Source organism: Pseudarthrobacter sp. efr-133-R2A-89, assembly GCF_030209315.1.
Classification (GTDB): Bacteria; Actinomycetota; Actinomycetes; order Actinomycetales; family Micrococcaceae; genus Arthrobacter.
In genome coordinates, this window is the sequence record NZ_JARVSE010000006.1 from 274,277 (window position 1) to 295,474 (window position 21,198).

Below are 21,198 nucleotides of genomic sequence, written 5' to 3' on the forward strand. Positions count from 1 at the left end.
TCAGGCGCCGGCGGTTTTCAGGCGCCGGCGTGCCGGCTGACGATCCGCAACGGGCGGCGCCCCTTCAGGTCCATCCGGAGCTGCAGGCCGCCCTTGCGGGCCAGCACGGCCCCCACCGACAGCGCGGCCAGCGCGGGTACGCCACCGGATACCAACAGCGCGGCGTGAGGGTTCAGATGCTCGGCGATCCAGCCCAGCATGGGCCCGCCCAGCGCCTGGCCGCCGATCAGCACCATGATGTACAGGCTCATGACCCGGCCGCGGATGGCCATGTTGGAACTGACCTGCACCAGCTGGTTGGACCCGGTGAGGAACATCAGGCACCAGAACCCGGACAGGACCATCACTGCCCCGAACCACACCATGGACGGGGCAAGGGCAGCCAGGCAGAGCATCAGGCCGTACATCCCGGCACAGAACACCACGGACCGCAGGCGCAGCTGCCGACGCCGGGTGGACGCCACGGCGCCGGAGAGTGCTCCTAGTGCCACCAGGGCATTGAGGAGTCCATACCCGCCGGCTCCCACCTGGTAGACGTGGTCCGCGAATGCGGCAAGCAGCACCGGCAGGCTCATGGCGAACACCGCGATGAACCCGGCCATGAGCCATGGCCAGTAAATGGTGGGCTTGCTCAGGGCGTAGCGCAGCCCCTCCCGGAGCATGCCCTTGCTCTTGGGCGTCGGGGTGCTGACGAAAAGCTGGTCCTTGCGCAGGAGCAGGAGCATGGTCACCGTGGAGCAGCAGGCCAGCGCGTTCGCCGCGAACGCCCAGCCGGCCCCCACTGCCGTCAGGAGCAGCCCCGCGATGGCCGGCCCGATCAGGCCGCCCAGCTGGAAGGTGGTGGAGTTGACGCTGATGGCGTTCCGCAAGTACTTCGGGCCTACGAGCTCGTTCACGAACACTTGGCGGGCGGGCTGGTCAAGGACGGTCACCAGGCCCAGGACAAACGCGATGACGTAGACGTGCCACACCATGATCACGCCGGTCAGGGCCAGGACGGCCAGCGCCGCCGCAAGGACGGCGGCAACGCTCTGGCACAGGATCAGGATCTTCCGTTTGGCGAACCTGTCCGCGATCATCCCGCCCCAGGGGCCAAGCACCAGGGACGGCATGAACTGCAGGGCCACCGTGAACCCGACGGCCGTCACGGACCCCGAGAGCTGCAGCACCAGCCAGTCCTGGGCGATGCGCTGCATCCAGATGGCGATGACGGCGATGAAGTGGCCCATGGCGAAGATCCGGAAGTTGGGCACTTTCAGCGAGATGAAGGTGTGCCGCCAAGGGAGCTTTTCAGGGACGACGGCGAGCGGCTGGGTCTGGTTGTCCGGCGGCGCTGAGCCCGCCGCGTCGATAACTGGCTGGGTGACGGAGGCCGACGAAGGCGGTGGGGGTGCCACAGGTGTGTCCTCAAAATTGCGGGCGGTCTGGGATGTCCTTAACGCTAGGCTGGCGGAGGCAATTATGGAGCGGTATGGTCCCTATAACTCGTATTGCAAAACGCAATACACGCCAATCTTGATGCAGCGGGAGCCACGAGATGTTTGAACCAGCCCAACTGCGCTCCTTCCTGGCGGTGGCCGATACCCTGAGCTTCACCAAGGCCGCCGAACGCCTGGGGCTGGCGCAGCCCACCATCAGCCAGCACATCCGCAAACTTGAAACGGCGGCCAAGCGCAGCCTGATCGCCAGGGATACCCGGGACGTGCGGCTCACCGACAACGGCGACGCCATGGCCGGATTTGCCCGGAGTATCCTCGCGGCCCATGATGCCGCCGCACGCTACTTTTCCGGCTCCGCGATGCGGGGACGGCTGCGGTTCGGTACGGCGGATGATCTCGCCATCACCGGGCTGCCGCGGATCCTGCGTGAATTCCGGCAGATCTACCCGCAGATCAACCTGGAACTCACGGTGGGCCAAAGTGACCAGCTCTACCGGAAACTCAACGCCGGGCAACTGGACCTGGTCTTCGTGAAGTGGGTGGCCGGGGCGAAGGACGGCACGGTGGTCCAGCACGATTCGTTCTCCTGGGTGGGCCTTGAACAAACATCGCTGGAACCGGGAACGCCCGTGCCGTTGATCGCCTACCCGTCCCCCAGCCTCAGCCGGAAACTGGCCATCGATGCCTTGGAAGCCCACGGCCGGACTTGGCGGATCACCTGCACCACCCGCCAGATCAGCGGGGTGCTCGCGGCCGTCCGGGCGGGCATCGGCGTTGCCGTCATGCCCACGTCACTGGTCCCGGACGACCTGAAGATCATTACCCGGCGCTTCGACCTGCCCGCGGTGGGAGATGTGGACTTCACCTTGATCCGCAATCCGCTGGCTAACTCCGAGGTGATCGATGCCCTCACCCAATCGATCGTTGGCCGGACCATTAACCGCCAAACTTAACCCCGCGGCAGCCCGAATTCCAGCATTTGGCGGGATTAGGGGGACCGTGTCCATTGATAGGGGAGGTGCCATCCCCTATGCTCTATTACCAAGGTCAAGCAGCAGGCCGCGTTCACTAACACAGACGCGCTTCCGCATGCCGGCCCGCGTTTGGGACAGGCAGCCAATGACGACAGCCAGGAACACCCATCTCAACTCCGCGCACGCTCGCCCGTACGCCGAAGCACGGCCTTCCACCCGCCAGAACACCCTTGGCAGCGGACGGGCTTCGGTTGATACCGGCTATGTCGGCAAGCCCACCTGCGACAAGTGCCGGACCGACGAATTCGTCTACCTCGAGTCCTACATTCCCCCCACGTACCGGCGCGATGGCAGCGTGGCCGCACTGGGTGAAGTGGCCTACACCTGCACGCACTGCGAGGAATTCTCGGCCCACAACGTCCCTGTGACCTGGACCCCGCCCGGCTGGTACCTGGGATAGCGAACCCGCACCACGAATGGTGGTTGAGCTTGTGGAAACCAAGCTCAACCACCGTTCCGTTGCCCGGACTAGATCAGCGCGTCGGAGAGGTGGTTCGGAGTTCCGAACCGGTGCGCGGTGATGCTCACGGCCTGCTCGTGCAGGAACGGCAGCAGCTCCACCCGGCCGGCCTCCGTGACCGGATGGGCGTACACCGCAATATCGGGCCGCCCGCCCGTTGCCTCGGCAAGCGCGGACGCGTCGCCGCCGATCAGGCGGATGCGGCCACCGGACAGCTTGCCCGCGGAGGCGAGGCGTCCCGCCGAAGCCAGCCAGCCGGCGTCGGACTCCAGCGTCACCTCGATGTCCTGTGCGGTGAGCACGGCACGCAGCTGGGCCGGAAGTTCGACGGCGGTGGAGACGGTGAGCGCGGAGCCCGCCAGCACGCCGGCCGCGACGGTCCGAACGAGGTGGGCCAGCGGGGCACCTTCGGACAGGCGGATGGTGACGGGGAGGTTCCGGTAGCGGAAGACGTTGCGTTCCACGCTCAAGCCCGAGACGTCCTTGGCGGTGCCAAATTCCTCGGCCCAGGCCTCGGCGTCGGACGCCAGTGCCCGCTGGACGGATTCCAGCGCGGCGGCGCCAAGGACCGGGGCGGCTGCGTCCAGGAGCCGGCGGACACCCGCGTTGGTCACAGGGGCGGTGGCGGTGCTGGTGGCAGGAACCCAGTCACCCAGGCCCGCGAGGTAGTTGGGCCCGCCCGCCTTGGTCCCGGCGCCCACGGCTGACTTCTTCCAGCCGCCGAAGGGCTGGCGCTGCACGATGGCGCCGGTGATACCGCGGTTGACGTAGAGGTTGCCGGCCTGGATGGTGTCCAGCCAGATGCCCAGTTCCTCCGTGTTGAGGGAGTGCAGGCCCGCCGTGAGTCCGTACTCGATCTGGTTCTGGATAGCGATGGCTTCTTCCAGCGTCGCGGCGGTCATCACGCCAAGGACGGGCCCGAAGAACTCGGTGAGGTGGAAGTAGGACCCGCGCTTGACGCCGTGGCGCACGCCGGGGCTCCAGAGCCGGCCACTGTCGTCGAGCTTCTTCGGTTCCACGGCCCAGCTTTCGCCGTCGCCCAGCGTGGTGAGCGCGTTGAGGAGCTTGCCGTTGGCGGGCTCGATGATGGGGCCCATCTGGCTGGTGGGATCCTGCGGGTAGCCCACCTTGAGCGAGGTGACCGCGTCGATCAGCTGGTTGTGGAACCGCTTGGACGTGGCCACGGAGCCCACCAGGATCACCAGCGAGGCTGCGGAGCATTTCTGGCCGGCGTGGCCGAACGCGGAGTAGGCCACGTCCTTGGCTGCCAGGTCCAGGTCGGCGCTGGGTGTGACGATGATGGCGTTCTTGCCGCTGGTTTCGGCCAGCAGCGGCAGGTCCTTGCGGAACGAACGGAACAGTTCGGCGGTCTCGTAGCCGCCGGTGAGGATGACGCGGTCCACGGCCGGGTGGGAGATGAGCTGCGTGCCGAGCTCCCGCTCACCAAGCTGCACCATGGTCAGGACGCCCTTGGGGACGCCGGCTTCCCACAGCGCTTCGACCATCACGGCACCGCTGCGGGCGGCCTGCTTGGCGGGCTTGATCACGACGGCGGACCCGGCGGCGAGTGCCGCCAGGGTGGATCCTGCGGGGATGGCGACCGGGAAGTTCCACGGCGGCGTGACGACGGTGAGCTTGGCTGGGACGAACGTGGCGCCGTCGACCGTGTCCAGCTTGCGTGCGGACTCGGCGTAGTAGTGCGCGAAGTCGATGGCCTCGCTGACCTCGGGATCGCCCTGGTCGATGGTCTTGCCGGTTTCGCTGGCCATGACCTCGAGCAGGTCGGCGCGGCGGGCCTCGAGGATGTCGCCGGCGCGGTGCAGGATCTCGGCGCGCTCGTTGCCGGAAAGCCTGCCCCAGGCTTTGCCCTTTTCAACGGCGGTTTCGATGGCGGTGTTGAGCGCGGCTTCGTCGTTGATGAAGGCGGCCTCCACGGCGGCGTTGCCCAGGGTGGAGGACGGGACGCGTTCCAGGATGGCCCGGCCCCAGGTGCGGTTGGCGGGCAGCGCGGGGTCGGTATCCGGGGTGTTCCCGAATCCGGTGTGCGGCATCGCCTCCGGGGCCTGGTTCCGGTCCTGCCGGCGGTTGGGCAGCGGAACGGTATTGTCCAGGGCGTCCAGCGATGACAGGAACCGCTGCTTTTCGCGCTCGAACAGTCCCTCGTTCTCGCTGAGCTCGAACACTGCCGACATGAAGTTTTCCTGGCTGGCTCCCTCTTCGAGGCGGCGGATCAGGTAGGCGATGGCGACGTCGAACTCGGCCGGGTGCACCACCGGGGTGTAGAGCAGCAGGGAGCCGACGTCCTTTTTGACGGCTTCGGCCTGGCCCTGCGCCATGCCCAGCAGCATCTCGAACTCGATGCCGGCTTCCACGCCGCGCTGCTTGGCCAGCAGCCAGGCGAAGGCGATGTCGAACAGGTTGTGGCCGGCCACGCCGATCCGGATGTTCTTGATCCGGTCCGGGTGCAGCGCATAGTTGATGACCCGCTTGTAGCTGGTATCGGAGTCCTGCTTGGATCCCCAGGTGGCCAGCGGCCAGTCGTGCAGGGAGGATTCCACCTGCTCCATGGGGAGGTTGGCGCCCTTGACCACGCGGACCTTGATGCCGGCCCCGCCGTTGGCGCGGCGCCCGGCGGCCCAGTCCTGGAGCCGGACCATGGCGGACAGTGCGTCCGGGAGGTAGGCCTGGAGCACGATGCCGGCCTCGAGGTCCTTGAACTCCGGATTGTCCAGGATTCTGGTGAAGACCGCGATGGTCATGTCCAGGTCCTTGTACTCCTCCATGTCCAGGTTGATGAACTTGGCCTTCCTTCCGGGGCCCGCGAAGGAGGCAGCGCGCCGGAACAGCGGGGTGAGCTTGTCGACGACGTGCTCCACGGCTTCCTCGAAAGCCCAGGCCGAGTGCGGGGCCACGGTGGAGGAGACCTTGATGGAAACGTAGTCGACGTCGGGGCGGGCAAGCAGGGTGTGCGTGCCTTCCAGCCGGCGGGAGGCCTCGTGCTCGCCGAGGACCGCCTCGCCGAGCAGGTTGACGTTGAGCTTGATGCCGTCCTTCTTGATCTTTGCGATGGCCGGACCCAGCTTGGCGTCGGTGGCGTCAACGATCAGGTGGCCCACCATTTCGCGCAGGACCTTGCGGGCCACGGGGATGACCACCCGGGGCAGGACGGGGGCCATGGTCCCGCCGAGCGCCACGGCGCGGCGCATGTACCAGGGCAGGAAGGCCGGAACCTTGGGGGCCAGTGCGGCCAGGTTGCGGGCGGCGACGTTCAGGTCCTCGGGGCGGACCACGCCGTCCACGAATCCGACGGTGAAGTCCAGGCCGTTGGGGTCTTTCAGCACGCCGGCGAGCTGCTGGGCGGAGGCGTCGACGGGGACCTTCGACGCCTCGGTGAGCCAGCGGCGGACCAAGGCGACCGCTTCGTCGGCGAGTGCCTTCGCCTGGGGGACGTCGACGTCGACCGTCTGCGCCGTGGCAGCGACTGGGGCTGCCGGTTCCATTGCAACGTGGGTCATGGTTTTCCCGATCTTTCCTGGGGTTGGGAGGAGGTCTTTCCACCAGTATGAGCTTCGAATCACATAAGATAAAGCGATCTTTTCCAACCAATACAGGTTAGGAAAACCAATCTTTTAGCTCCTCCCCCAACCCCCGCTCACCTTTGACACTCAAAACCCCAACCCCCGCTCAGATCCTGCAACTTAATTCCAAACGCCTGCTCACATTCGGCGGTTAAACAGGGAACCCTCCTGCACGTGATGCGCAGGAGGGTTCCCGGTCCTCGCAAGATGTGAGCGGCGTTTCAGAAACTGCCGCCAGATGTGAGCGGGCGTTTCAGGAAAAGCCGCAAGATGTGAGCGGGCGTTGGGGGAAAAGCGGTCGGATGTGAGCGGGCGTCGGGTGGGAAGTCAGGACAGGGGGCGGTGCATGTCCGCGAGCTCCTGGTGGCGCGGGCTGTTGGGGTTCATCAGTGAGTGCTTGCGCCCGTAGCCGAAGTAGATCACCAGGCCGATGATGAGCCACACCACGAACCGCAGCCAGGTTTCCCAGTGCAGCTGCAGCATCAGGAAGGCCGAGGCGAGCACGCCGAAGGCCGGGATCACGGGCATCAGGGGCAGGCGGAAGGTGCGGGGCGCGTCCGGCCGCTTGTAACGGAAGATGATCACGGACAGGCAGACGACGACGAACGCGGCCAGGATGCCGATATTGGTCAGGTCCGCGACCGCCTTGATGGGGAAGACGCCGGCCAGGAAGGCGGAGGCGATGCCGCCGATCCAGGTGACGCGCTGGGGGGTACCGTTGCGGTCCGTCTTGGCGAACCAGCCCGGCAGCAGGCCGTCACGGCTCATGGAGAACCAGACGCGGGTCACGCCCAGGAGGAAGGTGAGCATCACGGTGAGGATGGACAGCACGGCGAACACCGAAATGATGGTGGCGATGACCGGCAGGCCCACGGACGTGAAGGCCGAGGCGAAGCCTGCCTTGGGGTCGATGTCCTTGTAGTTCTGCATGCCGGTGAGGACAAGCGTGGCGGCAACGTAGAGCAGCATGGCAATGATGAGCGAGAGCACGATGGCCTTGGGCATGTGCTTTTTGCCGTCCTTGGCTTCCTCGGCCGCGGTGCTCATGGCGTCGTAGCCGAACACAGCGAAGAAGACGGTGGCGGAGCCGGCAACCACGGGGCCGAAGCCGCTGGGCATGAACGGGTTGTAGTTGTTGGTGTCGATGTAGAACACGCCCAGCCCAATGATGAAGAGGATCAGGACCACCTTGATGCCCACTGCCACGAGCTCGAACCGGCCAAACGCCTTGGTGCCGCGGGAGAGGATCCACGTCACCAGGAGGCAGACCAGGATGGCGGGGACGTTGATGATGCCGCCCTTGCCTTCGTCAAAGGTGGAGGTCATCGCGGCCGGCAAATGGATGCCAATGCCGGCAAGGAAGGCGTCGAGGTAGCCGGAGATGCCGATGGCAACCACGGCGACGATGGCAATGTATTCCAGCAGCAGGTCCCAGCCAATGAACCAGCCGATCACCTCGCCGAGCGCTACGTAGCCATAGGTGTAGGCGGAGCCGGCACGCGGGATCATGCCCGCGAATTCCGCGTAGGAGAGGGCTGCGGCCGCTGAAGCGAGGCCTGCGATCAGGAAGGAGATCAGTACCGCGGGCCCCACCCCGGGAGTTCCGTCGCTGCCGGCCGCCACCAGTCCCGCGAGGGAGAAGATGCCGACGCCGATAATGCCGCCAACACCGATGGCGGTGAGCTGCCACAGCCCGAGGGACTTGAAAAGGCCGCTGTGCTTGCTTTCTTCTTCGATGTCGTCGATGGGCTTGCGCCGCATGATCGACTGGGTCATGTCTCTACTCATCAGGAACTCCTGCATTGGGGTGCGACCCCGCCGCGGCACGCCAGGGGATGGCTGTGACGGGGGTAACTAGGTTCCAACAGTATGCGTGGGCGTTTGCATTAGATAAAGTGAATCCTTCTAACCAATATTCGTTAGGTTCAGTTAGGAATTCGCGATGCTTGACGTCCGCCGGCTGCGGCTCCTGCGTGAATTGAGCATCCGCGGAACCCTCGCGGAGGTGGCGGAAGCACTCCAGTACAGCCCGTCCTCCGTATCGCAGCAGCTCGCCCTCCTGGAGAAGGAAGTCGGCGTCGAGCTGCTCCGGAAAACCGGCCGCCGCGTACAGCTCACGCCCCAGGCCGAGGTGCTCGTGGCGCACACCGCGCAACTGCTCGAAACCATGGAACAAGCCGAGGCGGACCTGGCCGCCTCCCTGACCACGGTGACCGGCACGGTGCGGATCGCGGTCTTCCAGTCGGCCGCGCTGGCGCTGATGCCGGATACCTTGACGCGCATGGCCGCCGCCTACCCCGAGGTGCGGATCGAGATGATCCAGCGGGAGCCCGAAACAGCACTGCATGAGACGTGGGCGCGGGACTTCGACCTGGTGATCGCGGAGCAGTACCCGGGCCACGCTGCCCCGCGCTACCCCGAACTGGACCGGGTGAAGCTGACCACCGACGCCATCCGGCTTGCGGTTCCCCCGGCATCCGACGACGGCCCGGCCATCCGGTCGCTGGCGGACACCGCGGACCTTGCCTGGGTCATGGAACCGCGGGGCGCGGCGTCCCGCCACTGGGCGGAGCAGGCCTGCCGCAGCGCCGGGTTCGAGCCCGATGTCCGCTTTGAAACCGCGGACCTGCAGGCCCAGGCCCGCCTGATCGAGTCCGGCAACGCGGTGGCGCTGATGCCGGACCTGGTGTGGACCGGCCGCGGCACCACGGCGCAGCTCCTGGAGCTTCCCGGTAAGCCGCACCGCACCATCTTCACGTCGGTCCGCCGCTCCAGCGTCCAGCGCCCGGCGATCCTCGCGGCCCGCGAGACGCTCGCCGCAGCCGCCGCGGCGGTGGCGGTGGCGGGGAACGACGCCGGGTGACTGGCCGCCGTCGTCCGTGACTGATGTGTTTCCTGCGTCACTGCGGGCAACGGAGCACGGGTCTAGACTGGATCCGTTATGAATCGAACAATGTTCAAGTCCAAAATCCATCGGGCCACCGTCACGCACGCCGACCTGCACTACGTCGGTTCGGTCACCGTTGACCTTGACCTGCTCGAGGCGGCGGACATCCTTCCCGGCGAGCTGGTGTCTATCGTGGACGTCACCAACGGGGCACGGCTGGAGACGTACACCATCGCCGGTGAACGTGGCTCCGGCGTGATCGGCATCAACGGTGCAGCGGCGCACCTCATGCACGAGAACGACATTGTCATCCTGATTACCTACGCCCAGATGACCACCGAGGAAGCCAAGGCGTATGAGCCCCGGGTGGTCCACGTGGACCAAAGCAACCGGATCATCCAGCTGGGCAACGACCCCGCCGAGGGCCTCACCGCCGGCATGATGCGTCCGCCGTTCGCGCTGAACAACGCCACCCTCTGAACCCGGAGCGTGAAGTCCGGTAAACGCTCCCGCCGCCACCGCGGAGGGATCCCGTGCTAGGGGTCCTGGCAGGATTCTTCGTGGTCTGGTGCATCATCCTGGTGGGATGGTTCGTGGGCCGGCAAAAGATCCTCGGCGAGAACGCCCGGCCGGTATTGAGCGGCCTGACCTTCTTCGTGGCAAGCCCGGCGCTGCTCTTTGAAACGCTGAGCAAGGCACGGCTCCACGAAGTCTTTGCCCAGCCGCTGCTGGTGACTGCGGTGGCCGCAATCACCACGGCGTCGATCTTTTTCCTCATCGCACGCTTCTGGTTGAAGCGGGCCCTCCCGGAATCATTGATGTCCGCCATGTCCGCTTCGCTGGCGAACTCAGCCAACCTGGGTATTCCCATTGCGGTATATGTCCTGGGGGACGCCAGCTACGTGGCGCCCCTGTTGATCTTCCAGCTGGCCTTCTTCACCCCCATGTTCCTCATCGTCCTCGATTCAAGCACCAGCGCCCACCGCACCACTCCCCTGCGGTTCGTGCTCATGATCCTGCGGAACCCGATGATCGTCGGCTCCGCCCTGGGCCTGGTGGTGGCCGGTACCGGTTTCCAGGTCCCGGCGCTGGTGATGGAACCCATCCACCTGATCGGCGGCGCCGCGATTCCCGCCATGCTGATCGCGTTCGGGATGAGCCTGAACGGCACCCGCCCCTTGCAGGCTTCCGCCGGGCGCCGCGTAGACACCCTGCTGGCGAGTGGCTTCAAGCTCGCCGTCCAGCCTGCCCTTGCATACGTTTTCGCCCGCTTCGCGCTGGGAATGGACGGCCACGCCCTCTTCGCGGTGGTGGTCACCTCGGCGCTGCCTACAGCCCAAAACGTTTTCGTGGCCGCCAGCCGGTACCAGACCGGGCTCACCGTGGCGAAGGACACCGTGCTGATCACCACGGTGGTGGCCGTGCCCGCCATGATCGGCGTCGCGCTCCTGTTGGCCTAGCTCCTTAACCGCACCACCCCAGCTTGGAGGGCTGATGAATACCAATCTTGACACCGTGGTGATCGGCGGCGGCGCCATGGGCTCCGCCGCCGCCTGGGCGCTGTCCCGCCGCGGCCGCCAGGTGACACTCGTGGAGCAGTTTGGGGCCGGGCACAAGATAGGTGCCTCGCACGGCGCTACCCGCAACCTGAATCCGGGCTACCACCAGCCGGACTACGTGGCCATGCTTGCCGAGGGCTTGTCGCTGTGGGAAGAGCTGGAGCAGGAGAGCGGCGTCCAGTTGCTGGCGCGCACGGGCATCGTCAACCACGGGCCCGGCTTCGACCCGGAGCAGGTGGCAGCGGCGCTGGCTTCGGCCGGGATCCGCGCCGAGTTCCTGGCGCCGGCGGAAGCCGGTGAGCGGTGGCGCGGCATCCGCTTCGACCGGCAGGTCCTGCACATGCCCGACGGCGGCCAGCTCAATCCCGAGGCCGCGCTTCCGGTGTTCCAGCAGCTGGCGGCAGCCCGGGGCGCCGAGATCCGGCACCACACCAAGGTGGTGGACTTCAAAGTGTTCGACGACGGCGTGCGGCTGGCGCTCGAATCCGCCGGAGGCACCGAGGTGGTCACCGCAGCCCAGGCCGTGGTGACCGCCGGCGGCTGGACGGAGAAGCTGCTGGCCACCGCTGCCGGGAACGATGCGGCCGGCATGCGGATCCCGAAATTGCGGGTCACGCAGGAGCAGCCGGCGCATTTCCGGGTGGCAGACGAAGGGGCGGTGTGGCCCGGATTCAACCACTACCCGGGCCCCGACTACCGGGGCTGGTACTCCCCGGTGTACGGCATGCAGACCCCCGGTGAAGGCATCAAGGCCGGCTGGCACGGTGTTGGCCCCGTGGTGGATCCGGACCACCGGGATTTCCTGCCGGAGCCGGCCCAGCTCGCCGCCCTGCAGGCGTACGCGCGGGACTGGCTGCCCGGCGTCGACCCCGATGACCTCGAGGCCATCAGCTGCACCTACACCACCACCCCGGATGAGGACTTCGTCCTGGACCGGGTGGGCCCGGTGGTGATTGGCGCGGGGTTCTCCGGCCACGGGTTCAAGTTCACGCCCGTGATCGGCCGGATCCTGGCGGACCTTGCCACCGGGACGCGCGACGCACCGGCCATCTTCCGGGCATCCCGCTAGCCGCGGCTTTCAACTGGCCGCGGGTTTCCGTCCGTTGCAGCTTTAGGCTAGGTGGCGCTGCCCTCCGCGCGGCTCGGGACAGGCTGCCCGTCGGCATTTCCGGCGTCATCGGGCTTCACCGCCGGCATGGCCAGGACCGCTGCCACGGTGAGCAGCCCGGCCGCCAGCGCCGCCAGGAAAACGGCCCCGGACGCGGCCACCACCGTGGCGGGGTCGGTGTCGCCGCCGCTGCTGCCGCCGTAGATGGAGTTGGCCACGGCACCGAAGACGGCCACGCCCAGGGCGCTGCCGATGGACCGGGCAAACATATTGGTGCTGGTCACCACGCCGCGTTCGTGCCACGGCACGCTGGACTGGGCGGCGATGAGCGTGGGCGTGGCCAGCAGGCCCAAGCCGAGCCCGACGACGAAGCAGCTGATGGCGATCAGCGCCACGTTGGGAGATGAGGCAGTCAGCGACAGGATCAGCAGGCCCGCCACGGAAATGGCGATGCCGATCAGGGCCGTGGATTTGAAGCCGATCCGCAGGTAGAACTTGCCGGCCTGCGAGGCACTCAGGGGCCAGCCGAGGGTCAGCGCGGCGAGCGCCAGGCCAGCCACCAGCGGCGAGGAGGACAGCGCACCCTCCAGGTAGGTGGGGACGTAGGAGGTCAGGCCGATCATGACGGACCCGACCCCGAAGGACACCAGCGTGGTGGTGGCCAGCAGGCGCCGCGACACCACCCAGGAAGGCAGGATGGGCTCCGCCGCGCGCCGCTCCACCAGGAGGAACGCGGCCAGCAGCACGGCACCCACCGCGAACACGCCAATGCTGATCGGTGAGTTCCACGCCCACGCCTGGCCGCCTTGGAGGGCGCCGAGGATCAACAGGCCCAGGGATCCCGCCAGCAGAACGGCACCGGCAAAATCCACCTTGTGCTTGGCCCGTTCCACGTCCTCGTGCAGGGTGCGGACCAGCATCCAGCCGGCCAGCAGGCAAAGCGGCACGTTGACCAGGAAGATGCCTCGCCAGATACCCAGTGCCGAGAAGATGCCGCCCAGGCTGGGACCCACCACCGAGGAAACCGCCCACACGCTGGCCAGGTAGCCCTGGACCTTGGCGCGCTCCTGGAGGGTGTAAATGTCGCCGGCGATGGTCACGGACACCGGCAGCACCGCCCCGGCTCCGAGTCCCTGCAGGGCCCGGAAGGCAATCAGGGAGGGCATGCTCCATGCCAGGCCGCAGAGCACCGAGCCAAGCAGGAATAAGCCAATGCCGGTGAGGATGATGGGCTTGCGGCCGGTCATGTCGGACAGCTTGCCGTAGATGGGCACCGAGACCGCCTGGGCCAGCAGGTAGGCGGAGAAAAGCCAGGGGAAGGAGGAGAACCCGCCCACATCGCGGACGATCGACGGTACGGCGGTGGCGACGATGGTGGAGTCGATGGCCACCAGCCCGGTGGACAGCATCAAAGCGATGAGGATCGGGCCCCGTTCGGAACGGAACCCCACTCCCTGGGCGCGGGCAGTCATTATGAGTCTCGTTTCAGTCTTTTCGGGTCCCTGCTACCTCCACTCTAGGTACCCGGGACGGAAGCGGACTACCGCCTGCCCTGGTGTGCGTCCAGGAGCCGGGCGCAGCGGATGAAACCCAGGTGCGAGTACGCCTGCGGGTGGTTGCCGAGGTGGGTTTCGGTGCCGGGATCGTATTCCTCCGGGAGCAGCCCGGTGGGGCCGAAGAGGTTCACCAGCTGGTCGAACAGGTCCCAGGCCTCGTCGATGCGGCCCACGGCCACGTAGGCCTCGATCAGCCACGTGGTGCAGATGTGGAACCCGCCCTCCAGGCCCGGCAGGCCGTCGTCGTACCGGTAACGGAACACGGTGGGGCCCACGCGGAGTTCGCGTTCGACGGCGGTGACGGTGTCCAGGAAGCGCTGGTCCGTGACGTCCAGCAGGCCCGAGAGCCCGATGTGCAGGACGGCGGCGTCGAGGTCCGGGCTGTCGTAGGCCACGGTGTAGGACTTGGCCGATTCGTCCCAGCCCTCGCGCAGGACCTCGTCGCGGATGGTTGCCGCCGTCGGCGCCCATGCCGGATCAGGCCGGCGGCCGTGGCGGGCCGCTGTCCGCAGTGCCCGGTCCAGGGTGACCCAGCACATCACCTTCGAGTAGACGTGGTGGCGGGCTGCGCGCCGGGCCTCCCAGATCCCGTGGTCGGGTTCGTGCCAGCGGGCCAGGACGGCCGATGCCATCTGCACCATCAGCTCCCAGTGGGCGTCGTCCAGCGAACCCTCCCGCCCGCTCAGCGCGTGGATCAGTTCGGCGACCGGCCCGAAAACGTCCAGCTGGACCTGGTGGTCCGCCGCGTTGCCGATCCGCACCGGGCGGGATCCCGCGTACCCCGGCAGGCTGTCGACGACGGCTTCCGTGGAGAGCGGTGCGCCCGTCACCGAGTACAGGGGGTGCAGCCATTCGGGGCCGGGTGCATGTTCGAGGATGCGGCCCAGCCAGTCCAGGAAGCCCGCGGCCTCGGCGGTGGAGCCCAGGTCCACGAGCGCGTTGACCGTCATGGAGCCGTCGCGCAGCCAGCAGTAGCGGTAGTCCCAGTTCCGTGTTCCGCCGATGCCCTCGGGCAGGGACGTGGTGGGTGCGGCGAGGACGGCGCCCGTGGGCTCGTGGACCAGGGCGCGGAGCACCAGGGCTGAGCGCCGCACCAGCGAGGGTTTGACGGAGGGCAGGGCGAGGTCCTGCACCCACTGGCGCGATTGCAGGGCCACCCCTGCCCGGCGCTCCGTCTCGCCGTCGGGATCCGCGGGCTGCGGGTCCGTATCGCCGCAGCGCAGGTTCAACACCACGGGGCCGTCCTGCAGGTTCACCGACGCCGTGGCCGTGGCATGGATGCCGTCCGAGACGATGCTGAAGGTCACCCCCGGCGCGAACAGGATGATGGGCTCCGAGGTCCCCACCACATGCAGTTCCTCGCCGCGCGATTCCATGCTGAACGGGGCGTTGGCGTAGTCCGGCCGGGGCGCGAAGGTGATCCTCGCGGCGCCGTGGCCGGAGAGCACCCGCACCAGGCTGGTGATGCCGTCCGGCGCCGGCTCCAGGTAGTCCGTCACGGTCACGTCCGCCCACCGGGTTTCGACGATCATGGTGCTGTCCACATAACGCTGGCCCAGCACCTGGGAGGCTTTGACCGGTTCCACGGAAAAGTGGCCGGCGGCGTCGCCGCCCAGGATATGGGCGAACAGGGATCCGGAGTCCGGCAGCGGGTGGCTCATCCAGCAGATCTTCGCGTCCGGGGTCAGCAGCGCGGTGGAGGAGCCGTTGCCGATCATCGAGTGCCGTTCCAGGCCGACGGCGTCCTCCCCGAACAGCCAGGCCCGGCGCAGTTCGAAGAGGAGGGCCAGGACGCGGGCGAAGGCTTCGGGGTCGCGGACGCGGTGTGCGGCGGCGGTCTCCCCGGGCCCGACCCGCAGCCCCAGGTCCGGGCCGCGGAGGGTGGCGATGGCCAGTTCGTCGCTGTAGGCGTCACCGGCGAACATGGCGGCGCTGGCGCCGAGCCGGGAGCGGAGGCTTTCCAGTGCCTCCGCCTTGGACGGTTCCACCACGGAGAGGTCCAGCACGGAGCCGTCCACGATGAAGAACAGACCATGGAGGCGGGCGATTTCCCGGGCGGTTTCCGTGACCGATTCCACCACCTCCGGCGGCGCGGGCCGGGTGTGGACGGAAACGGCCACGGGCTTGCGTTCGATCCAGATGCCCTCCTGGAAGCCCACGGCCTCGTTGAGCGCGGCGTTGACCTTGAGCAGGACGGATTCGGTGGCCAGGCTCTGGGCATGCGCGAAGCCCATGTCCGACTCCGCACCGTGCGACCCGATCAGGTGGACCTCCACGGGCAGCCGCGACACTGCCGCCAGGTCGCGCAGGGACCGGCCGGAAATGATCGCTGCATGCGTGTTCGGCAGGGCCGCCAGGGCGCGGAGGGCGATGGCCGCGTTGCCCAGGGGCAGGATCTCCGTGGAGATGCCCTCGGCCTCGCAGAGGGTCCCGCCGTAGTTGCAGGCCACCAGCAGGGATGGAACGCGGGCAAGAACCTTGAGTTCGGCCAGCAGCGCGGGGGTGAGCCCGTTGTCCGCGGCATCGGACTGGATGAAGGCGCGGAGCATGTCCAGCGGGAGCGAGCGGGTGAGCAGCGCGGATTCCGCCACGCTTTGGTTCAACGGCGTAGGCATCCAGGTACCCCTTCGAGGCAGAACCAGGCCGGGAACTCAGCCGCTGGATCGCCTGCGGACTACCGGTTGGTGCCCCGCCCGGAAATCCCAGCAATCCCTGACGGGGCAGTACCCATCTTCAGCCGCGGGAGTTTCCCCCGGGAGTCGCTTTTATTGCGTCCGTGTAAAAGCAGCCGGACAGGGCCGCGGGCGGCGAAACCCTCAGGCGCCCACCCGGGCCAGGCCGGCGGCCTCGGCCAGCAGCTCGACGGACCGCAGTCGCGCCTCGGTGCCGGTGCTCTGGTGCGCCACGATGAGTTCGTCGGCGTCGGCGTGCTTGCCGAAATCGGCCAGGTAGTCCACCACGGCGTCCGGGGTCCCCACGGCGGAGTAGCGCATCATCTGGGCCACATGCTGTCCTTGCGGGGAGTCCAGGACCATGTCCGCCTCGTCGTCGGTGAACTCCCGGCCGCCGCCGAAGAACAGCGAGACGCGGGCGCGCTTGGTGGCCTGGAACATGGACTGGGCCTCGGCGGCGGAGTCGGCGGCGATCACGTTGACGCCGGCGATCACGTGCGGCGCGTCCAGCTGCGCGGAGGGCTTGAACTCGCGGCGGTATATGGCCACGGCGTCCTGCAGGGCGGCGGGGGCAAAGTGCGAGGCGAACGCGTACGGGAGGCCCAGCTGCGCGGCCAGGCGGGCGCCGAACAGGGACGAGCCCAGGATATACAGCGGCACGTTGGTGCCCTTGCCCGGGGTGGCCTCAACGCCCTGGATGCGGGTGGGGCCGGTCAGGTAGCCCTGCAGTTCCAGGACGTCCTGCGGGAAGCTGTCTGCGGACATGGGGTCCCGGCGCAGGGCGCGCATGGTGTTCTGGTCACTGCCCGGTGCCCGTCCCAGGCCCAGGTCGATCCGGCCGGGGTGCAGGGTTTCGAGGGTTCCGAACTGCTCCGCGATGGTGAGCGGCGAGTGGTTGGGCAGCATGATGCCGCCGGCGCCCAGCCGGATGCTTTCGGTGTGGGCGGCCACATGCGCGATCAGCACGCTGGTGGCGGAGGAGGCGATGGAGGACATGTTGTGGTGCTCCGCGTACCAGACCCGCCGGTATCCGAGTTTCTCCGCGCTCTGCGCCATGGCCACGCTGCCCGCGAAGCTCTCCGCCGCCGTCTGGCCTTTGCCGATGGTTGCCAGGTCAAGGATGGAGAGGGGGAGAGTCACGTCAGGTGCCGGCCTTTCAAAAAAAGTTTCGTAGGGCGTGCCCCCGGATGGCGGCGGGCACTTGATGCATAACGACGGCGGGCCCCGGCTTATTTCTGTGAGTTGCGGAATACTCAGCACGCTGATGATGTTGCCGCCCCTATGAGCCAAGATTCAACGAAGCAGCTGGAACTGTCCGCAACGATCGACCTCAAGGACCTGGGAACCGTGCACCGGCTTGGGTTTGGTGCCATGCGCATCGTCGGCGACGGGGTGTGGGGTGAGCCCGCAGACCGCGCCGCCGCCGTGGCCGTGGTGCGCCGCGCCGTCGAGCTCGGTGTGGATTTCATCGACACCGCCGACTCCTACGGCCCCAACGTCAGCGAGGAAATCATCGCGGAGGCCCTGCACCCGTACAAGGAGGGCTTGAAGGTCGCCACCAAGGTGGGCTTCACCCGCACCGGGCCCAACAAGTGGATCCCGGTGGGGCGTCCTGAATACCTGCGCCAGCAGACGGAACTGAGCCTGCGGAAGCTGAAGGTAGACACCCTGGACCTGCTGCAGTTGCACAGGATCGACCCCAAGGTGGACGCCGAGGAGCAGTTCGGTGTGCTGCGCGAACTCCAGGACGAGGGCAAGGTCCGCGCCTTGGGCTTGTCGCAGGTGAGCGTGGCGGAGCTGGAGGCAGCCGGAAAGCACTTCACCGTCTCCACGGTCCAGAACCGCTACAACCTGACCGACCGGTCCTCGGAGGACGTGCTGCGGTACTCGGAGGAGAACGGCATCGGATTCATCCCGTGGGCGCCCATTTCCGCGGGCGAGCTCGCCAAGCCGGGCGGACCGCTGGATGAAGCCGCCAAGCGCCTCGGCGCCACCACCTCCCAGGTGGCCCTCGCCTGGCTGCTGCGCCGCTCCCCGGTGATGATGCCCATCCCCGGCACCGGTTCCGTGGCCCACCTCGAAGAAAACCTGGCCGCCGCCGGCCTCACGCTCGACGACGAGACGTACGCCGAGCTCGAAGCCGCCGGCAAGTAGAAACCCAACGACAGGAGAAACACCATGGCAAACATCCTGATGGTCGTCTCGGCCGCCGATTCCCTCACCATGAAGGACGGCAGCGAACACCCCACCGGCTACTGGGCGGAGGAGCTGGTGGTCTCCCACCAGACCCTCACCGAGGCCGGCAACACAGTCCACATCGCCACCCCCGGCGGCAGGAAGCCCACGGTGGACCAGGTGAGCCTGGCCCCTGAATCGGCCGGCGGCGAGGACCGCGCACAGGGCTTCCGCGACTACCTGGCCAAGATCGACGGCGAGCTAGCGCACCCGCTGGTCCTCGCCGACGTCGACATCAACGGATATGACGCCGTGGTGATGCCCGGCGGCCACGGCCCCATGGCCGACCTGTTCAAGGACGCCGACCTGGGCCGCCTGCTGGTGGCAGCCAACAGGGACGGGAAAGTCATCGCGCCGTTCTGCCACGGCCCGGCCGGGCTGCTGAGTGCAACGGACGACGACGGCGGGTTCGCTTTCAAGGGCCGGCGCCTGACGGTCTTCACCAACGAGGAAGAACTCGGCGGCGGCACCGGCGAGAACACCCCGTGGCTGGTGGAGGACGCGCTCAGGGACAAGGGCGCCGTGGTGGAGAACGGGGCCGCCTGGTCCTCCAACGTGGTGCGCGACGGCAACCTCATCACCGGGCAGAACCCGCAGTCCAGCGAGGCGGTAGCCAAGGAAGTCCTGGCCGCGCTGTCCTAAGGACCCGGCGCCAACCCTGAGGCAACAAACGAGGGGACCAGTTCGCAGTGAACTGGTCCCCTTTTTTGTGTGCCGCGAGCGCCTGGAAGGTGCATGCCGCGGGTGCCGGGAGCGTGCCGGAAATGTGACCGCCGCGGTCCTCCGGTTAACCGCCGTTACTCCCTGTATCTCCCGGTTTCGCGGGCTTTGATTCCCCCACCGGGGCTGCCGGATAGTTGCTGCAACGCGCACTCCCGCCGCATCTTTCGGCCCCTTCCAGGAGGAACCATGCCCATCAAAACCACGCCGTCCGCCGTCGCGGCCCTTGCCGTCTCGGCCCTGCTGGGACTGACTGCCTGCTCCGATCCGGGCGCTTCGGCGGCGACAGCACCGTCGTCGTCCACCGCCAGCGCCGGGGGCAGGACCTTCAACCTGTCCCCGGATCAGGACCGCTTTCCGGTGACCAAGGACGCCGCCGCGGCGGCCCTGGTCCCCGAGGCCATCAAGGCCGATGGCAAACTCACCGTGGTGACCACGGGCGGCGCGGCGCCGTTGAGCCTGTTCGCCACGGACAACAAGACCCTGATCGGCAGCGAGGTGGACATCGCCTACGCCGTGGGCGAGGCCTTGGGGCTGGACGTCGAGGTCCTGCCCGTCGCCTGGGCGGACTGGCCGCTGGGCATCGAATCGTCCAAGTACGAGGCCGTGCTGTCCAACGTGACCGTCACCGAGGCGCGCAAGGAAAAGTTCGACTTCGCCACCTACCGCAACGACCTCCTGGGCTTCTACGCCAAGAGCGACTCCGACATCGGGGAGGTGAAGGAAGCCAAGGACGTGGCGGGCAAGCGGATCATCGTGGGCTCGGGCACCAACCAGGAAGCGATCCTGGTGCGCTGGGACGAAGAGAACAAGAAGAACGGCCTGGCGCCGGTCCAGTTCCAGTATTACGACGACGATTCCGCCTCAAGCCTGGCCCTCCAGTCCGGACGTGCGGACCTGACCTTCGGACCCAACGCCGCCGCGGCGTACAAGTCCGCGCAGGACGGCAAGACCAAGCAGGTGGGCACGCTGAACGGCGGCTGGCCGCTGACCGCGCAGATCGCCTTCACCACCAAGAAGGGCAACGGCCTGGCGGTTGCCGCGCAGGCCGCGCTGAACCACCTGATTGACGACGGCACCTACGCCAAGATCCTGGACCGCTGGGGCCTCTCCTCCGAGGCCATCCAGAAGTCCGAACTGAACCCGGCGGGCCTGCCCAAGAAGTAGGCGGCCCGCCGACGAATGGATCCCCGCCGGGCTGTGAGCATGCCGCTTGCGCCCGGCGGGGATTCTCCTGTGCTGGCGGGTATCCGGGAAAGTGCGCTCCGCGCCACAAGGCAATAGTCTGGCCAGATGGGGACGAATGCCGTGAACTCCGGCGAACAGGTGGACAGGCAATCGCGCATCCTCGAGGCGGCGATGGACCTGCTCTCCCGCCATGGCATCGCCGGGGTCAGCATGCGGTCCGTGGCTCGTGAAGCGGGCGTGGCGTTGGGCCTGGTGAACTATTACTACGACGACAAAACCACGCTGATCCGGGCCGCCCTGCGGCGCGTGGACGAGCACGACCTCCTGCTGGTCGCGCCGGACCCGTCGCTGCCCCCGGACGAGCAACTCCGCAAGGCGCTGCGGCGGGTTGCGGCCAAGGATTTGCTGACCACCCGCTACCTGTCCCTCCGCCTGCACCTGTGGGCCCTGGCCCAGGCCGACGAGGATTACGCCCAGATCAACGCGAAGGCCTTTGACCGCTACATCGACGGCGTCGCCGCGCTGGTGTCCGCCGCCCAGCCCGCACTGTCCTGGGCGGCCTGCCGGGACCGGGCCGCGGACATCGTGGTGATCCAGAACGGCATGTGGCTGACGGCGCTGCTCGGCGTCGACGCAGCCGCCATCCAGCGGAGCATCGAGCGGACGGAGCAGATCGCGTTCGCTCCCGTCCATGACGACGGCACGGGGAGCGCGGAACTCCGCCCGCACTGAAAGGCTGGCCGCGGACACGCCGGCAGCTCC

At 67.6% G+C, this 21,198-nt stretch carries 16 protein-coding genes; 10 read left to right on the plus strand and 6 right to left on the minus strand.

Annotation, left to right across the window (positions count from 1 at the left end):
* Window positions 1-17 precede the first annotated feature (17 nt).
* Window positions 18-1,397 carry an MFS transporter gene (locus tag QRM95_RS12925; RefSeq protein WP_285247972.1) on the minus strand — a complete coding sequence of 460 codons (1,380 nt, stop codon included), beginning with the start codon at window positions 1,395-1,397 and terminating at the stop codon, window positions 18-20.
* Between the two features lie 140 nt (window positions 1,398-1,537).
* Between QRM95_RS12925 and QRM95_RS12930 the strand changes: the two genes are divergently transcribed.
* Window positions 1,538-2,392: a LysR substrate-binding domain-containing protein gene (locus tag QRM95_RS12930; RefSeq protein WP_285247973.1), complete on the plus strand. Its 855-nt coding sequence runs from the start codon at window positions 1,538-1,540 to the stop codon at window positions 2,390-2,392.
* A 166-nt stretch (window positions 2,393-2,558) separates the two neighbouring features.
* The gene (locus QRM95_RS12935) at window positions 2,559-2,873 is read left to right on the plus strand and encodes a hypothetical protein (protein ID WP_285247974.1); all 315 of its coding nucleotides are present in this window, start codon (window positions 2,559-2,561) and stop codon (window positions 2,871-2,873) included.
* 68 nt (window positions 2,874-2,941) lie between these two features.
* Here QRM95_RS12935 and QRM95_RS12940 read toward each other — a convergent pair whose 3' ends face one another.
* Window positions 2,942-6,448 carry a bifunctional proline dehydrogenase/L-glutamate gamma-semialdehyde dehydrogenase gene (locus QRM95_RS12940; protein ID WP_285247975.1) on the minus strand — a complete coding sequence of 1,169 codons (3,507 nt, stop codon included), beginning with the start codon at window positions 6,446-6,448 and terminating at the stop codon, window positions 2,942-2,944.
* A 390-nt stretch (window positions 6,449-6,838) separates the two neighbouring features.
* Complete coding sequence (locus tag QRM95_RS12945) at window positions 6,839-8,287, minus strand: amino acid permease (protein ID WP_285248035.1); 1,449 nt, start codon at window positions 8,285-8,287, stop codon at window positions 6,839-6,841.
* A 166-nt stretch (window positions 8,288-8,453) separates the two neighbouring features.
* Here QRM95_RS12945 and QRM95_RS12950 point away from each other — a divergent pair, with 166 nt between their 5' ends.
* The 4 genes from QRM95_RS12950 (at window position 8,454) to QRM95_RS12965 (ending at window position 12,026) form a co-directional block, all read left to right on the plus strand.
* On the plus strand, window positions 8,454-9,374 hold the full coding sequence (locus QRM95_RS12950) for a LysR substrate-binding domain-containing protein (protein WP_285247976.1): 921 nt from the start codon (window positions 8,454-8,456) through the stop codon (window positions 9,372-9,374).
* Window positions 9,375-9,452: 78 nt separating this feature from the next.
* Window positions 9,453-9,878, plus strand: a complete 426-nt coding sequence (gene panD / locus QRM95_RS12955) for an aspartate 1-decarboxylase (protein ID WP_285247977.1) — start codon at window positions 9,453-9,455, stop codon at window positions 9,876-9,878.
* 53 nt (window positions 9,879-9,931) lie between these two features.
* The gene (locus QRM95_RS12960) at window positions 9,932-10,858 is read left to right on the plus strand and encodes an AEC family transporter (RefSeq protein ID WP_285247978.1); all 927 of its coding nucleotides are present in this window, start codon (window positions 9,932-9,934) and stop codon (window positions 10,856-10,858) included.
* Between the two features lie 34 nt (window positions 10,859-10,892).
* Window positions 10,893-12,026, plus strand: coding sequence for an FAD-dependent oxidoreductase (locus QRM95_RS12965; protein ID WP_285247979.1), 1,134 nt, complete (start codon window positions 10,893-10,895; stop codon window positions 12,024-12,026).
* A 47-nt stretch (window positions 12,027-12,073) separates the two neighbouring features.
* Here the strand turns inward: QRM95_RS12965 and QRM95_RS12970 are convergent, their stop codons facing one another.
* From QRM95_RS12970 to QRM95_RS12980, 3 genes are all read right to left on the minus strand, one after another.
* Entirely contained in the window at window positions 12,074-13,537 is a 1,464-nt protein-coding gene (locus tag QRM95_RS12970) for an MFS transporter (protein WP_285247980.1), read from the minus strand.
* Between the two features lie 68 nt (window positions 13,538-13,605).
* A complete protein-coding gene (locus QRM95_RS12975) occupies window positions 13,606-16,236 on the minus strand; it encodes a trehalase-like domain-containing protein (RefSeq protein ID WP_285247981.1) in 2,631 nt (876 codons plus the stop codon).
* Between the two features lie 201 nt (window positions 16,237-16,437).
* Window positions 16,438-17,433: an LLM class flavin-dependent oxidoreductase gene (locus tag QRM95_RS12980; protein ID WP_285247982.1), complete on the minus strand. Its 996-nt coding sequence runs from the start codon at window positions 17,431-17,433 to the stop codon at window positions 16,438-16,440.
* 141 nt (window positions 17,434-17,574) lie between these two features.
* On the opposite strand from QRM95_RS12980, the gene QRM95_RS12985 reads away from it, so the two are divergent.
* From QRM95_RS12985 to QRM95_RS13000, 4 genes are all read left to right on the plus strand, one after another.
* Complete coding sequence (locus QRM95_RS12985; protein ID WP_285247983.1) at window positions 17,575-18,447, plus strand: aldo/keto reductase; 873 nt, start codon at window positions 17,575-17,577, stop codon at window positions 18,445-18,447.
* A gap of 24 nt (window positions 18,448-18,471) precedes the next feature.
* A complete protein-coding gene (locus QRM95_RS12990) occupies window positions 18,472-19,170 on the plus strand; it encodes a type 1 glutamine amidotransferase domain-containing protein (RefSeq protein WP_285247984.1) in 699 nt (232 codons plus the stop codon).
* Window positions 19,171-19,437: 267 nt separating this feature from the next.
* On the plus strand, window positions 19,438-20,415 hold the full coding sequence (locus QRM95_RS12995) for an ABC transporter substrate-binding protein (RefSeq protein ID WP_285247985.1): 978 nt from the start codon (window positions 19,438-19,440) through the stop codon (window positions 20,413-20,415).
* A 126-nt stretch (window positions 20,416-20,541) separates the two neighbouring features.
* Window positions 20,542-21,168, plus strand: a complete 627-nt coding sequence (locus QRM95_RS13000) for a TetR/AcrR family transcriptional regulator (RefSeq protein ID WP_285247986.1) — start codon at window positions 20,542-20,544, stop codon at window positions 21,166-21,168.
* Window positions 21,169-21,198: the final 30 nt, after the last annotated feature.

Bases quoted from the DNA above. Each gene is read 5' to 3' on its own strand.
- QRM95_RS12965 (WP_285247979.1), top strand. From the start codon at position 10,893: ATGAATACCAATCTTGACACCGTGGTGATCGGCGGCGGCGCCATGGGC.
- QRM95_RS12945 (WP_285248035.1), bottom strand. From the start codon at position 8,287: ATGACCCAGTCGATCATGCGGCGCAAGCCCATCGACGACATCGAAGAA.
- QRM95_RS12940 (WP_285247975.1), bottom strand. From the start codon at position 6,448: ATGACCCACGTTGCAATGGAACCGGCAGCCCCAGTCGCTGCCACGGCG.
- QRM95_RS12985 (WP_285247983.1), top strand. From the start codon at position 17,575: ATGAGCCAAGATTCAACGAAGCAGCTGGAACTGTCCGCAACGATCGAC.
- QRM95_RS12995 (WP_285247985.1), top strand. From the start codon at position 19,438: ATGCCCATCAAAACCACGCCGTCCGCCGTCGCGGCCCTTGCCGTCTCG.
- QRM95_RS12935 (WP_285247974.1), top strand. From the start codon at position 2,559: ATGACGACAGCCAGGAACACCCATCTCAACTCCGCGCACGCTCGCCCG.
- panD (WP_285247977.1), top strand. From the start codon at position 9,453: ATGAATCGAACAATGTTCAAGTCCAAAATCCATCGGGCCACCGTCACG.
- QRM95_RS12990 (WP_285247984.1), top strand. From the start codon at position 18,472: ATGGCAAACATCCTGATGGTCGTCTCGGCCGCCGATTCCCTCACCATG.
- QRM95_RS12970 (WP_285247980.1), bottom strand. From the start codon at position 13,537: ATGACTGCCCGCGCCCAGGGAGTGGGGTTCCGTTCCGAACGGGGCCCG.
- QRM95_RS12930 (WP_285247973.1), top strand. From the start codon at position 1,538: ATGTTTGAACCAGCCCAACTGCGCTCCTTCCTGGCGGTGGCCGATACC.
- QRM95_RS12950 (WP_285247976.1), top strand. From the start codon at position 8,454: ATGCTTGACGTCCGCCGGCTGCGGCTCCTGCGTGAATTGAGCATCCGC.
- QRM95_RS12975 (WP_285247981.1), bottom strand. From the start codon at position 16,236: ATGCCTACGCCGTTGAACCAAAGCGTGGCGGAATCCGCGCTGCTCACC.
- QRM95_RS13000 (WP_285247986.1), top strand. From the start codon at position 20,542: ATGGGGACGAATGCCGTGAACTCCGGCGAACAGGTGGACAGGCAATCG.